Below are 13,218 nucleotides of genomic sequence, written 5' to 3'. Positions count from 1 at the left end.
ACAATAAATGGTGTTGAAATAATTTTACGAAGAAATGTTAGCTTCCCAGTAATGATTCTCTTATCTTGAAAAATGAGAGGTGTTCCCGTGTTCCTATCGAGTGGGGGAGAGTTTTTTGCAAAAACAACGATAAAGGGCTAAATTCTCCTTCTTTTTGAAAGATATGTTTACAGGTACTGATTATTCATGCTAAAATTATTACTAGGTACTAATAACTTGTAATAACAGGAGGAAACAAAATGACTCTTTCTTTAGCAGGTAAAACGTTTGTAGTAATGGGAGTTGCAAATAAACGAAGTATTGCTTGGGGGATTGCGCGTTCTTTACACAATTCCGGTGCAAGATTAATTTTTACATATGCTGGTGAGCGCTTAGAAAAAAATGTCCGTGAACTTGCCGATACATTAGAAGGCCAAGATGCTTTCATCTTACCATGTGATATTACGAAAGATGAAGAAATCGAAAAGTGTTTTGCTACAATTAAGGAAGAAGTCGGAACGATCCACGGATTAGCACATTGTATTGCGTTTGCCAATAAGGAAGATTTAGCAGGAGAGTTTGTTGATACTTCACGAGATGGATTTTTATTAGCTCATAATATTAGTTCTTATTCTTTAACAGCTGTTGCAAAGGCAGCTAAAGAGTTAATGACTGAAGGTGGAAGTATAGTCACAATGACTTATCTAGGTGGGGAAAGAGTTGTGACAAACTATAATGTCATGGGTGTAGCTAAGGCTTCCCTAGATGCAAGTGTTCGTTATTTAGCCGCTGATTTAGGTAAGCATGGAATTCGAATTAATTCCATTTCAGCAGGACCAATTCGTACTCTTGCTGCAAAAGGGATTAATGATTTCAACTCAATTTTAAAGGAAATTGAAGAGAAGGCTCCACTTCGTCGTACAACTACACAGGAAGAAGTGGGAGATACAGCTGTATTCTTATTTAGTGATATGTCTAGAGGAATAACGGGTGAAAATATTCACGTTGATTCAGGATATCATATTTTAGCAAGATAAATTTTTCAATGAAGAGGTCTTTCGAGGCTTCTTCTTTTTTTTGGCCAAATTTCGAATCCTTACATTTTCAATTATGAAAACGTAGTCATAAAAAATGAAAAATAGAAAAAAATAATACTTAGAATACAGTAAGGGGGGATGAAAAATGAACCTTTTAAGAAGTTTAATCATTGTCATGACGATCATTCTGGTCGGTTGTGGTGCAAATAATAAAAAAGGGACGGATGATAGCCAGTTAGCGTTAATCAAAACAACCAATCCTCCACCTGTTGATTTAGATAAGAAGGATCAGAGTGTTGCGGAACAAGTGAAAAAAGATGTGCTCAATTTCAATGAACTTTATGATGTAGCCGTAATTGAGGGGAAAAAGGATATTTTAGTTGCCTATAAGGTCAGACATTTTGAACGATTTAAAATGAAAAAGATCGAAAAAGACTTAAAAAAAACGCTCAAGAAAAAATATCCAGATGAAAAAATTACAGTATCTAGCGATTATAAAATCTTTTTGGAGGTCGTCCGGTTAAAAGAAGATATGTCAAAAGGAAAAGTGACCGAAAAAGAAGCGAAGAAAAGATTAGAAGAAATCCTTAAATTACAGTCAGCATTAACTTAAGAAAGGGGGATCTTCTAATGGCAAATACGGATAAGACAGTGGAGCAGGAAAGGTATGAAAAGATTGAAAAAAAGCATGAAATCAAACGACCCATTCTAAAAAATTGTATTCGTGCCTTTTTCATCGGTGGCATCATTTGTTCGATTGGGCAAGCTATCATGTATTTCTATATTTATTTTTTCAATTTTACTGAACAAACAGCGGGAAATCCTACGGTTGCCACAATGGTTTTCTTCGCAATGTTATTAACTGGGTTCGGGGTGTATGATCGACTTGGTCAATATGCTGGGGCGGGGAGTGCTGTTCCTGTTACCGGATTTGGAAATGCGGTGATTTCAGCAGCCATTGAACATCGAACGGAAGGTTTTGTGCTAGGTGTTGGTGGAAATATGTTTAAGCTTGCGGGATCGGTCATTTTATTTGGGGTTTTTTCAGCGTTTATCATTGCACTTATTAAAACACTTCTCACCATGTGGGGAGGGTTGTAGTGATTAAAAGATTACAATCTTCTTTTTTGACCAACACTTATAAATTTACTACGAAAACCTTTTATCTCGCCTTAACGGGCAATAAAATCTCCACCTCAAAATGATTTGGAAACAAAGAAGATAGGTGGAGGATCACGGCCTCTAAAGGTCTGATAAGATTAACTAACATTAAGTGGGGGATGAAGAAAACCCCCACTAAATGATTCACTTTATCTCCATTAGCTGTTCATCAAAAAGAATCCATTCATTGCCTCTCCCATGCAGTTGCTGTTGAGTATGGAATTTAGAAAGGAGAGAGAAAAATGTTAGCCATGTTTTTTTGGGCCTTTGTGATTGGCGGTTTATTTTGTGTTGTCGGTCAACTTTTATTCGATGTCGCTAAATTAACACCTGGCCATACATTAAGCTTACTCGTCGTCATCGGTGCAGTGCTTGCAGGCTTTGGATTATATGAGCCATTAATTGATTTTGCGGGTGCAGGTGCAACAATCCCGATTACAAGTTTTGGAAATTCTCTTGTGCAAGGGGCGATGCAAGAAGCGGATAAACACGGAATTGTTGGGGTTTTAACAGGTATGTTTGAAGTAACAAGTTCAGGAATATCTGCTGCCATTGTGTTCGGATTCCTTGGGGCATTATTGTTTAAACCAAAAGGATGAAGTATGAGTCCAGAAATGCTTAATTGAATCATTGTCTTATCTCCATAGCTCACATCATTTTTGGGGAAATAGTTATTCGCCCATACAAGATCTAGTCGATTTACATATGTTAGAAGTGAGCTTAAGATTAAAGAGAGGTGACAATAAATGTCCGGATACGGTTGGGGAGGCTGCGGTTGTGGTCCTCAAGTTGCAGGTTATGGCTATTGCGGTGGTTATGGCGGTGGTTCTACATTCGTTTTAATCGTCGTACTATTCATTTTATTAATTATTGTGGGCGCAAGCTTTTGCTAATTAAATTGAATAAAAAGGGCTGTTCGAAAAGTAGTTTTCTAAGCCTAAATCGGTAAAATGCAAAACCCAAGAATGCTGTCATATTAACATTCTTGGGTTTTTAATTTGGGCAAAATTCATATTAAAATGGACTTTTGAGACAGCCCCTTTTTGATTTCTTTTGCTCCCGCCTTAATAGGCAGTAAAACCTCCACATCAAAACGATTTGGAAATAAAGAAGATAAGTGGAGGATCACTGCCCCTAAAGGTCCGATAAGGTCAACTAACATTCAGTGGGGATGAAGAAAACCCCCACTGAATGAAGTTTCACTCTATACCCATTTTTTTCACCATTCCCTTAAATTTTCATATGCTAACAGTAGCTTGAAAAAGGAGGGAACTTGATGCAAAACGGTTTTTTTAAAAATATAGAAAAGAAAACGGGAGTTAATATGAATGATATTTTTGAATTAGCAAATTCATTACAAAATGCAAATTTTAAAGATGAAAAAACAGTAAGAAATGTCATTCGAAAAGTTTCACAAATAGCCAACAAACCTGTTTCAAGAGAGATGGAAAATAAATTGGTTGAATCGATTGTAAAAGATGGAAAAAAGATTGACTTTAATACAATTTCGAATATGATTAATAAAAAATAACTTGCGAAATCGCAAGTTATTTTTTAAATATTAGGAATTTTGATTTGGATGGACATCTCCAGATCAATAAGTTGAAAAAGAAGGTGATCTAATAGGATTTCTATCCCCAATTCTGAACTTTCAATATTTTCATGATGATGAGCGAAGTAAAAAATATAAAAAAAGCCCCTTAATCGTAGAGCGTATTCAAAAATGTCAAAATGAGTGGCAAGGGAGAAAACAGACGATGGGAATGGGGAAAGGGGAGGATAAACAGCAGAAATCCCAAACCATCTTCTCGCTATCTATAGAACGACAACAAGTACAGGTAACCGGAAGATTATTTGATAAAATTGTTTAGGGAATCATGCAAAGGGCATTTTGGTTTTTAGGAGGAGATTCTTTTGTCAAAGGTTTGAATGAATAAGTTTTGTCCCTCTGTCCATTCGGCGTAAAGAACCTCTTCGGAATGCTTAATTCCCGCTTTTTCCATCTCAGATCGTAACCAACTTTCATCTTTATCGATGATTTTTAAATTATCGTATATAATCTCTTTATCTAATATGACCGTCAAAGGGAGAACCCCCTCATTTGGAGTGTGAATTAAGTTTAAATCTTGCTTCGTTACTTCATCATACAGTGGCTTTTTTAACACACTTAATGTACCATCTGTTTCCAGTAGGGCATATTCACACTCGCGAACTGAAAAAACATCTTTAGATCTAAGTAAATGCTGCATTTGGTTCATATCTAATCGATTTTTCTTTAGTTCTTGATAGTCAATTTTCCCTTTATTAATAATGATCGCCGGCTTGCCTTCGGAAAAATGGCGGAATTTTCTCGATTTCTGTGTGGCAATTTCAGTAATAAAAATCAGTGCTCCCCAAATGATAACGGCAAATAGCATTTTAATCGTGCTAATCTCTTTGTCATAAATACTATTTCCAACAAGTTCTCCAAGAGTAACAGCGGAAACAAAGTCAAAAGGGCTTAATTGGGCAATTTGTGTTTTTCCTAGAAACTTCGTCAATGCAAAGAGGGCAACATATCCGACAGCTAAATCAGCAGCAATACTCCATAGATTCAAAGAACTGCACTCCTTTAGTAAACAATGGTTTTACCTCAAGAGTATCGGCTAATAAAATATTTTTATACAGAAATACCCCCGGTTTTTTCGGGGGTGTAAATGACTATTCAATCTCTTTAATCATTGTTTTATGTGGGATGCCGGCATCTAAGAATTCTTCGGAGACGACTCGATAGCCGAGATTTTCATAGAATGGAATCGCATGCATTTGGGCATTTAATTTTAAAAGCGGGATGGATTGATTTTTGGCATATTGTTCGATCGCCTGCATGATTTTCTTTCCTGCCCCTTTTCCACGTAATTCCTTGAGGACGCAAATTCTTTCCACTTTTCCAATTCCATTAAGAATGCGAAAGCGCCCTGCACCTAAAGCTTGCTCTTCCTCTTTTAAAAGAAAATGAATGGCCGAATGCTCGAATTCGTCGATCTCTTCTTCCAAAGACACATTTTGTTCCTGAACAAATACGGTTTTGCGTACATTAAATACTTGTTGTAATTCTTCTTGTTTCTTTGCGATGATGATATTCACGATCTACTTATTCCTTTCCGAGGCGAAATGTTTCGTATACTGTCCATGATTCATTATCTAATTGATATAAGAGGTGAAAACGATCAATTTCCTCTTGATGCTCGATCCCAACCATTCTCAGTGAATTAAATACATCGGAATACTCACTATGGGATAATTTTTGAGCAATCGTAATATGAGGAACAAATGAATAAGGAGGTTGATCCCCAAATTCATGTAAGTCCTGATAAATTTTTTGTAGGTCCTCGTTTATTTCCGCTTTGAAATAGATCACATTGTTTACAGGCTCAAATGAACTCACTTTGTAAACATGTAATGGAAATGGTTTATTACTCTTGGAAATCTTCTGTAGTTTGATAACGATTTCATTCAGTTGATTCTCATCTGCCTCAAAAGGTGCCTTAAGCGTAAGATGTGGAGGAATGAGTGAGTAATGGGGATCATATCTTTTCCGATAGGAGTTCGCTAAATCTTGTAATTTCTTTGAAGGGAACGCAACTATACCATACTTCATTTTAGATCTACCTCCTAAATATTGATTTTTTATCAATTTTCTTGTGGCTTCACGGGCTCAAGGTACTCAAGCAAAAAGAAGTGGAGTATTCATAATCTAATTGGGTAAGCCCGAAAGTCCTGTTCTAAGTTTAATGAGCCATCAGTGGGGAAGGAAGCCATATCCCACTGATGGTTGTTTCACTTATGACGGATCACATGATTTAATAGTATAGTAAAAATGGGATAAATTCCAATAAATGAATAGGAATATTTTACTTTTCTATGTGATTCCATCTTTTTATTTATATGATTCAGATGTTGATTATTTTTCCCCAATTAAAAACTTTAAAGCACGTTTCAAATCTGGTTGCCAAAATTTCCATGTATGATTCCCTTCAAATTCTTCGTAAAAAGTATCTTTCCCCATCTTTTGAAACAATTGATGCAGTTCGCGGTTCGGTGTTAGGAAGTCGGCTATTTTTCCATCTGTCGTTTTGACTTCTGTTTCGCCCTTCCCGATAATATGATAGATGTCTAATTGATGCAGTTCTGTACATTGTTCCACTGCTTGTAGCACAGATTTATCTACATAGGGAGATTGTAAAACGACCTTCCCAAAAGTGTGAGGATACTGAAGGGCTGTCATCAAGGATACAGTGGCCCCTAAAGAATCTCCCATCAATGCTCGACCTTTCCCCATTTGAAAAGTTGGGTATTTTTCCTCAAGAAAAGGAAGGAGTTCATGCGCAATAAAACGTATATATGCTTTGTTTTCCTCCCCATCTGGGTGATATTTTTTTCTACGGTCTTTCACATTTTTATAAGGGATGCCAACAATGATCACATTTTCAATTTCCCCTTTTGCTAGGAATTCATCTGCCAAACGTGGAATTCTTCCGAGTTGGAAATAATCTTTCCCATCTTGTGTAATAAGCAGATGATATTTGTAAAGGGGTGAGAAATTTTCCGGTAAATAAACGAGAAAAGAAATCTCTTCATTGAGTTCTTTTGATTCAATTGTGAAGTCTGTGATTGTACCATGCTGTATTGCCAATGTATTCTCCTCCAAATCAATCATAGTTCAATTATTTTACCATAAAAAAACTTCAAGAGTCTTATTCAAGACCTACTAATAGGGAACGATCTTTTTTCAGGAAAGTGGGCTTTCCAATCTAGGGCAACAAGAATGAAGAAGCATAGTTGAAGTCTATGTGATATAATGTGAATGTAAACAATTGGGAGGAAAAGTAAAATATGAAAAGAAGAGTTCATTCCGAAGAGGTTACAAAAGCAGCGATCCAAAAACTTAAAGACAGAGGAGTGACCATTTTAGACATTGCTGAAATTGTCTTTGAACTCCAATCACCATATAGTCAAAATTTAACATTGGATGAATGCGTCGATAGTGTTGAAAATGTCTTACTGAAAAGAGAAATCCAACACGCAATCCTCGTTGGGGTTGAATTGGATACACTGGCTGAGCAGGGGAAACTATCTGAACCGTTACAGAGCATTGTAGAAACAGATGAAAGCTTATTTGGAATTGATGAAACGATCGCGCTTGGTGCCTCACTTGGTTACGGAAGCATCGCTGTCACAAACTACGGCCATCTAGACAGTGAAAAAATAGGAATCATTAAAAATTTAGACACAAAAATGGGAGAAAAAGTTCATACTTTTTTAGATGATCTAATAGGTGCCATTGCAGCAAGTGCAGCTTCAAGATTAGCCCATCGGATAAGGGACTATGAAGATGAACTAACAACCGCATTTTTTAAAGAAAATGAAAAGATGATTAAGTAAAAAAAGTTAGCTAGTGACGAGCAAATTTTCCGTTTACTAGCTAACTTTTTTGTTGTTCAGAAACTGTAAAATTTAGAACTGTAGTTAAACCTTTTAAAGAATGTTGTCCACAGCAAGCCTTCAGCACCTATCAGCTAGCAAATTTCTCCGACTACTCCTAATATAAGTCAACATCAGTTCGTGGACTACCTCGTTCTTGTTTTCATTATCTCGGTCGAAAACTTCGAAATCCATACGCCAGGCCTGAGCGCTTGCGCTTTTGTTCTTTCCACAATATGCTTCAAAAAAGATTAATGATTTTGAAACTTTAGTAATAGAGTAGTAGTGAATATGGTGTACAAGGGGGATTTCAATGAAAAAAAGAAAATGGATGGCTAGCACGGTGGCTGCTGTTGCCTTTTCACTCGTATTAGCTGCGTGTGGGAATGATGACAAGGAGAAAGCAACAAATGGGGATCAAAAAGAGGATGTTAAGTTTGTTAGCATCGCAACAGGAGGTACTGGTGGAACGTATTACCCTCTGGGGGGAACTTTTGCAAAAATTATTAAAGATGAAACTGGTATTGATGCGAATGCGATTACTTCAGGTGCTTCAGCAGAGAACATGGCAATTTTAGAAGCCAAAGATGCAGAGGTAGCTTTTACACAAACAGATATTGCCACATACGCTACGGAAGGAAAGTATATGTTTAAAGAAAAAATCGATACCATTAAAGGAATCGGAACATTGTACCCAGAAACCATTCAAATTGTTACAACAAAGAAATCGGGTATTAAGTCCATCGAAGATCTAAAGGGAAAGGTTGTTTCTGTAGGGGAAGCAGGATCTGGTACACGGGCAAATGCCGAGCAAATCTTTGAAATACATGGAATGACATTTAAAGATATTAAGGAACGAAATTTATCATTTGATGATTCTACAACGGGAATTCAAGATAGAACAATTGATGCAGCGTTTATTACTGCGGGAACACCAACTGGAGCCGTTGAAGGTTTAGCAGCGACAGAAGATGTCGTGATCGTTCCAATTCAGGAGGGAAAAATAAAGGAATTAACAGAAAAGTACCCTTATTATGCCCAGGATGAAGTATCTAAAGGAACATATAAACTAGATAAATCAGTTCCAACGGTTGCCGTACAAGCGATGTTAGTTGTACGTGGCGATTTATCAGAGGATCTGGTTTACAAAATGACAAAAGCGATTTATGAAAATACAGATAAAATTCAACACGCCAAAAAGAAATTTATTAAAGCAGAAACAGCACTAGATGGATTAGGAATTGAGCTCCATCGAGGCGCGAAGAAATATTTCGATGAAAAAGGTATCACGAAAGAATAAGAGGATGGAAGGGTCTGTTCTTCTAGTTTTTAGACCCTTCTTAGTAGGAAAAAGAACTTGTCCCAAAGACCAAATATACAGGGGAATATGCAAAAATCAATGGGAAATGAGTAATCAATTATGATCCAAAAAGTGATTTCAAAGCGTCGACTCACTGTCTTTTTTATAGTACTTTTTCTCATTTTTATACTGTGTATCCCCTTCCACACAGCTGTTGTTTTTGAAAAAGAAGGGAACATTCTATCGTTTTTTCCAATAAAAGAAGGGGAAACATTTCAAATTCGATACATTCATTCGATCCATCTGAGTGAAGTACGTGAGACTTATAAAATAATAAAAAATCATCAATTCCAACAAACAGAACTTATGTACGAGGATACGTCGATTGGGATGCCCGCTCATGCAGAAAAGAATGAAAAATTTATCATGAAAGATGGAAAGTATTACATTACAGGAATGAAAAAAGTGTTTCAAAACATTCAGATGAGCACAAGTCGTGTTGTCATTAGCCATGAACTCATCTTTAAAGGGAAAATCTGTCCACTAGAGAACGTGATTCCACCAGGTACGATTGTCAAAATTCATGTAAAACGATTGTCACTTCTACAATTATGCAAAGGAGTGAACATGATTGGAAAATAAATTTAAACAGATATCGATAGAAGAACAAAAGCTTCTACTAGAAAAATATGATCTTGAAGCAAGTACATTGAAATTGAAAGGCTTCATGGGGTGGGTTGTATTTTTTGGTTTATTATTTTTTTCACTATTCCAGCTTTATTCCGCGATTTTTCAAGTGTTTCCAAAGCAAATATTACTCTCCATACATTTAGGATTTGCACTCTCTCTTATTTTTTTGTTGTTTCCATTTCGAAAAAAAAGACTCAAAGAACAAAAAATTACTTGGTTTGATTTATTGTTAGCTTTATTATCCATTGGAGTTGGGGCATATTGGCCGTTGATGATGGATGATATTGTAAGCAGGACCGGAATGATGACGGGGCTAGATTTTTATGTCGGGTTAATGGCTACTTTACTAGTATTAGAAGCGACAAGAAGAGCGGTTGGCCTGCCAATTACGATGATTTCTGTTATTTTTTTGCTATACGCCTATTTCGGACCTTATATGCCAGGTTTTTTAGTTCATCGCGGTGTTCATTTAGAAGGATTAGTAAAAACGATGTTCTTTACGACAGAGGGGATTTTGGGGACTCCGTTATATGTTTCGGCTACTTATATATTCTTGTTTTTACTATTTGGTGCTTTTCTAGTAAAAACAGGGGTAGGTCAATATTTTAATGATTTAGCTGTTTCCATTGCGGGGAAGCGGATTGGGGGACCGGCGAAAGTCGCCATATTCTCCAGTGCTCTGCAAGGTACGATCAGTGGCAGTTCGGTGGCGAATGTTGTGACGTCTGGTTCATTTACGATTCCTATGATGAAAAAGCTTGGATATCGAAAGGAATTTGCAGGTGCTGTAGAGGCTGCCGCTTCAACTGGAGGACAATTAATGCCGCCGATCATGGGGGCTGCCGCCTTTCTAATGGTGGAATTTATTGGGGGAGTCACATACTGGGATATTGCGAAAGCAGCGGCAATCCCCGCTTTACTTTATTTTACAGGCATTTGGATTATGACTCATTTTGAGGCGAAAAGAATTGGACTAAAAGGGTTAAAAGATGAAGAAATGCCAAATAAAAAAGAGGTTATTTCCAAAATTTATTTATTAATTCCCATTTTAATGGTCATCGTTTTACTCATGAGTGGGATGAGCGTAATGCGTGCGGCATTATGGTCGATCGTTTTTACTGTTGTCGTTAGTGCATTAAAGAAGGAAACGAGAATTGGTTGGAAAGATGCGGTCCATGCATTAGTCGATGGGGCAAGGACTGCTTTATCGGTGGCGGCTGCTACGGCTGCGGCTGGAATTATAGTCGGGGTTGTAACAAAAACAGGATTGGGATTAAAGCTTGCCAATGGATTAGTTGATTTAGCGGATGGAGTGTTACTACTTACTTTGTTCTTTACGATGTTAGCGGCCCTTGTTCTTGGAATGGGATCCCCAACTACGGCCAATTACGTCATTACGTCCACCATTGCAGCCCCTGCTATCATACTATTAGGTGTTCCTGAACTAGCGGCTCATCTATTTGTGTTCTATTTTGGCATTATTGCAGACATCACGCCTCCAGTTGCTTTGACAGCATTTGCGGCCGCGGGTGTTTCAGGAGGTGAACCGATCCGAACAGGTATAAATTCTGCCAGATTAGCTATTGCTGCTTTTATTATTCCTTATATGTTTGTTTTGCAACCAGAATTACTCATGATTGACACGACTATTTGGAAATTAGGGTGGGTTTTATTGACCGCTCTCGCAGGAATGGTTGCGATCGGAGCGGGTATGATTGGATTCTGGTATCGAAAGCTTCGTATCTTAGAAAGAATCATTGCCATTGCAACAGGATTAATGCTCATCTATCCAGATGGTTTGACAGATGTGATGGGATTTATTATTTTTGCTATCCTGTTAACCATTCAATTTCTATCCAATCAAAAAAATAAAACAAAAATAGCACAAGGTTAGCCCTAAAAGTAAATCAGTTCTTCATAATCATTTTAGAAAACCTGACTTCATTCTTAAAATGGAGGAATCAGGATTTTACTTCTTGTGAGGGAAGTGGAAGTGTTCTGTATTTTTAAAATAGTAAAAAATTTATTCAAAAAATAGTTTAAGGAACCATTTTTTTTCTTTGGCTCTTTGTCAAATATTGGGGTGGGGACACAATTCTCCACTCTTATCCTATAAAATTGTCAATGTTTTTATATTGATGTGTTAATAACACTTTTGCATGTAAACGTGTATTTTTAATTTTTGTGAATTTTTATAAACCCCAACATTTAGTATAGAACCTTTTCTTTTCCTATATAAATTAGAAAAACGCTCAACCCTTAATAGGATGAGCGTTAATTGTGATGATTCCGATTGGGCTCGAACCAACGACCTCCACCCTGTCAAGGTGGCGCTCTCCCAGCTGAGCTACGGAATCAAATATCCTTAATGACATTTATTATATTACAATTATTAATCGTAAATGTCAATGTTATCATAACAAAAATTTTTAGGAAGTTTAGGGGGTTAAAAAAAGATAAGAAAATTTCCATTTATACAGTATCAAATACACCGAATCGTCACTTCCCCTTTTAATTAACTGTACATGGTGAATTCTAGTTGTATCTTTTCTTATTGCTTCTTAAATTAACACTAAATTCAAAAAACTTTGTATTTACATTCATTTGTAACCGTCAAGTAGTTTTGAACACTTTTTGCTAATTAATTTTGAACACTTTTGTTATTAAAATTCCCCCACCCTAGTCAAATGAGAGAAGGGAAATCGTTTTAACCTTTTAATTTTGCGAACTTTCCTTTTCAAAAATAGTTGATCGATGTTTCAGTCTATAGCTGTCATTGTCGTTTAGCTGAATCACTTCCACGCGGTGAAGCAGTCGGTCCAGTATGGCCATAGTGATTCCTTGATCCCCCATCAATTCCCCCCATTCTTCTGGCCCCTTATTAGAGGTCAAAATGATGGAACTACGCTCATATAAATGGTTCACTAGATGGAAGAACAAATTGGCTTCACGTTGGTCGATGGCCATGTACATTAAATCATCAATAATCACTAAATCTGAGTCTCTTATTCTCTTAAGCTGCATTTGAGATTTCCTTATATACTCTTCTGTCTTTAGAAGATGCACAAGTTCACCCATCGTTGAAAAAGTCACCTTATAACCCTTATGAATAGCTTCTATTCCTAGACCAATAGAAATATGAGTTTTGCCTGCTCCTTGGGGTCCTAATAATATGAGATTGTATTGTTGATCTAACCAATTGAGTTCTTTCAATTGATTTATCTGTCGAGTACTAAGCGATCGCTGTTCTTCAATATAAAATTCATCTAGCGTTTTATGATAAGGAAACTTGGCCCATTTCAGTCTTTTCTCCACATTTTTTTCGTCTCGTCGTTTTAATTCATACATGAGCAGTTCCTGCAAGAACTCTTGATAGGTCCATGACATCTTTTCCGCATTACGAAGTAACACCGGTAGTTCATTCGCCGTTTCTGTCATCCGAAGTAGTCGCAAATATTCCTGAAGAATATGTACGGTTGCCGTCATGATAAACCGCCCCCTAATATTTTAATATAGTCATCTATCTCCCTAGTTGCTGTGGTGGTTTTTATTGCGGGGTTAATATTTTTGGACTTTTGAATCGAGGCT

The 13,218-nt window shown here is 36.9% G+C and carries 15 protein-coding genes and 1 tRNA gene; 10 read left to right on the top strand and 6 right to left on the bottom strand.

Annotated features, from left to right (window positions below; genetic code table 11):
* Positions 1–239 precede the first annotated feature (239 nt).
* The 6 genes from fabI (at position 240) to spoVIF (ending at position 3,708) form a co-directional block, all read left to right on the top strand.
* On the top strand, positions 240–1,016 hold the full coding sequence (fabI, locus tag J2S13_RS10165) for an enoyl-ACP reductase FabI (protein ID WP_307257641.1): 777 nt from the start codon (positions 240–242) through the stop codon (positions 1,014–1,016).
* Positions 1,017–1,161: 145 nt separating this feature from the next.
* The gene (locus J2S13_RS10160; RefSeq protein ID WP_307257640.1) at positions 1,162–1,629 is read left to right on the top strand and encodes a YhcN/YlaJ family sporulation lipoprotein; all 468 of its coding nucleotides are present in this window, start codon (positions 1,162–1,164) and stop codon (positions 1,627–1,629) included.
* 17 nt (positions 1,630–1,646) lie between these two features.
* Positions 1,647–2,117 (top strand): stage V sporulation protein AC, encoded by a 471-nt coding sequence (spoVAC, locus tag J2S13_RS10155; protein WP_307257639.1) that lies wholly within the window; start codon positions 1,647–1,649, stop codon positions 2,115–2,117.
* A 302-nt stretch (positions 2,118–2,419) separates the two neighbouring features.
* Positions 2,420–2,776: a stage V sporulation protein AE gene (spoVAE, locus tag J2S13_RS10150; RefSeq protein WP_307257638.1), complete on the top strand. Its 357-nt coding sequence runs from the start codon at positions 2,420–2,422 to the stop codon at positions 2,774–2,776.
* A 147-nt stretch (positions 2,777–2,923) separates the two neighbouring features.
* Positions 2,924–3,070: a YjcZ family sporulation protein gene (locus tag J2S13_RS10145; RefSeq protein ID WP_307257637.1), complete on the top strand. Its 147-nt coding sequence runs from the start codon at positions 2,924–2,926 to the stop codon at positions 3,068–3,070.
* A gap of 383 nt (positions 3,071–3,453) precedes the next feature.
* Positions 3,454–3,708 (top strand): sporulation-specific transcription regulator SpoVIF, encoded by a 255-nt coding sequence (spoVIF, locus tag J2S13_RS10140; protein ID WP_307257636.1) that lies wholly within the window; start codon positions 3,454–3,456, stop codon positions 3,706–3,708.
* A 367-nt stretch (positions 3,709–4,075) separates the two neighbouring features.
* Here spoVIF and J2S13_RS10135 read toward each other — a convergent pair whose 3' ends face one another.
* The 4 genes from J2S13_RS10135 to J2S13_RS10120 all read right to left on the bottom strand — a co-directional run bounded on the left by J2S13_RS10135 (position 4,076) and on the right by J2S13_RS10120 (position 6,852).
* On the bottom strand, positions 4,076–4,774 hold the full coding sequence (locus J2S13_RS10135; protein WP_307257635.1) for a DUF421 domain-containing protein: 699 nt from the start codon (positions 4,772–4,774) through the stop codon (positions 4,076–4,078).
* 103 nt (positions 4,775–4,877) lie between these two features.
* Positions 4,878–5,303 (bottom strand): GNAT family N-acetyltransferase, encoded by a 426-nt coding sequence (locus J2S13_RS10130; protein WP_307257634.1) that lies wholly within the window; start codon positions 5,301–5,303, stop codon positions 4,878–4,880.
* A 7-nt stretch (positions 5,304–5,310) separates the two neighbouring features.
* Complete coding sequence (locus tag J2S13_RS10125; RefSeq protein WP_307257632.1) at positions 5,311–5,817, bottom strand: YjcG family protein; 507 nt, start codon at positions 5,815–5,817, stop codon at positions 5,311–5,313.
* 303 nt (positions 5,818–6,120) lie between these two features.
* Positions 6,121–6,852: an alpha/beta hydrolase gene (locus J2S13_RS10120; RefSeq protein WP_307257631.1), complete on the bottom strand. Its 732-nt coding sequence runs from the start codon at positions 6,850–6,852 to the stop codon at positions 6,121–6,123.
* A 200-nt stretch (positions 6,853–7,052) separates the two neighbouring features.
* On the opposite strand from J2S13_RS10120, the gene J2S13_RS10115 reads away from it, so the two are divergent.
* The 4 genes from J2S13_RS10115 (at position 7,053) to J2S13_RS10100 (ending at position 11,524) form a co-directional block, all read left to right on the top strand.
* Positions 7,053–7,601, top strand: coding sequence for a phosphatidylglycerophosphatase A family protein (locus J2S13_RS10115; protein ID WP_307257630.1), 549 nt, complete (start codon positions 7,053–7,055; stop codon positions 7,599–7,601).
* 352 nt (positions 7,602–7,953) lie between these two features.
* Complete coding sequence (locus J2S13_RS10110) at positions 7,954–8,940, top strand: TAXI family TRAP transporter solute-binding subunit (RefSeq protein ID WP_307257629.1); 987 nt, start codon at positions 7,954–7,956, stop codon at positions 8,938–8,940.
* A 120-nt stretch (positions 8,941–9,060) separates the two neighbouring features.
* Complete coding sequence (locus tag J2S13_RS10105) at positions 9,061–9,582, top strand: DUF1850 domain-containing protein (RefSeq protein WP_307257628.1); 522 nt, start codon at positions 9,061–9,063, stop codon at positions 9,580–9,582.
* On the top strand, positions 9,572–11,524 hold the full coding sequence (locus J2S13_RS10100; RefSeq protein ID WP_307257627.1) for a TRAP transporter permease: 1,953 nt from the start codon (positions 9,572–9,574) through the stop codon (positions 11,522–11,524). Before J2S13_RS10105 ends, J2S13_RS10100 begins: the two co-directional genes overlap by 11 nt.
* 390 nt (positions 11,525–11,914) lie before the next feature.
* Here the strand turns inward: J2S13_RS10100 and J2S13_RS10095 are convergent.
* A tRNA-Val gene (locus J2S13_RS10095) sits at positions 11,915–11,987 on the bottom strand.
* Positions 11,988–12,345: 358 nt separating this feature from the next.
* Entirely contained in the window at positions 12,346–13,116 is a 771-nt protein-coding gene (gene istB / locus J2S13_RS10090; protein ID WP_307257626.1) for an IS21-like element helper ATPase IstB, read from the bottom strand.
* Between the last annotated feature and the right edge of the window lie 102 nt (positions 13,117–13,218).

This window comes from Oikeobacillus pervagus (genome assembly GCF_030813365.1).
Taxonomy (GTDB): domain Bacteria; phylum Bacillota; class Bacilli; order Bacillales; family DSM-23947; genus Oikeobacillus; species Oikeobacillus pervagus.
Note: the sequence above shows the minus strand (reverse complement) of the source record. Positions and strands in the feature narration are given on the sequence as shown.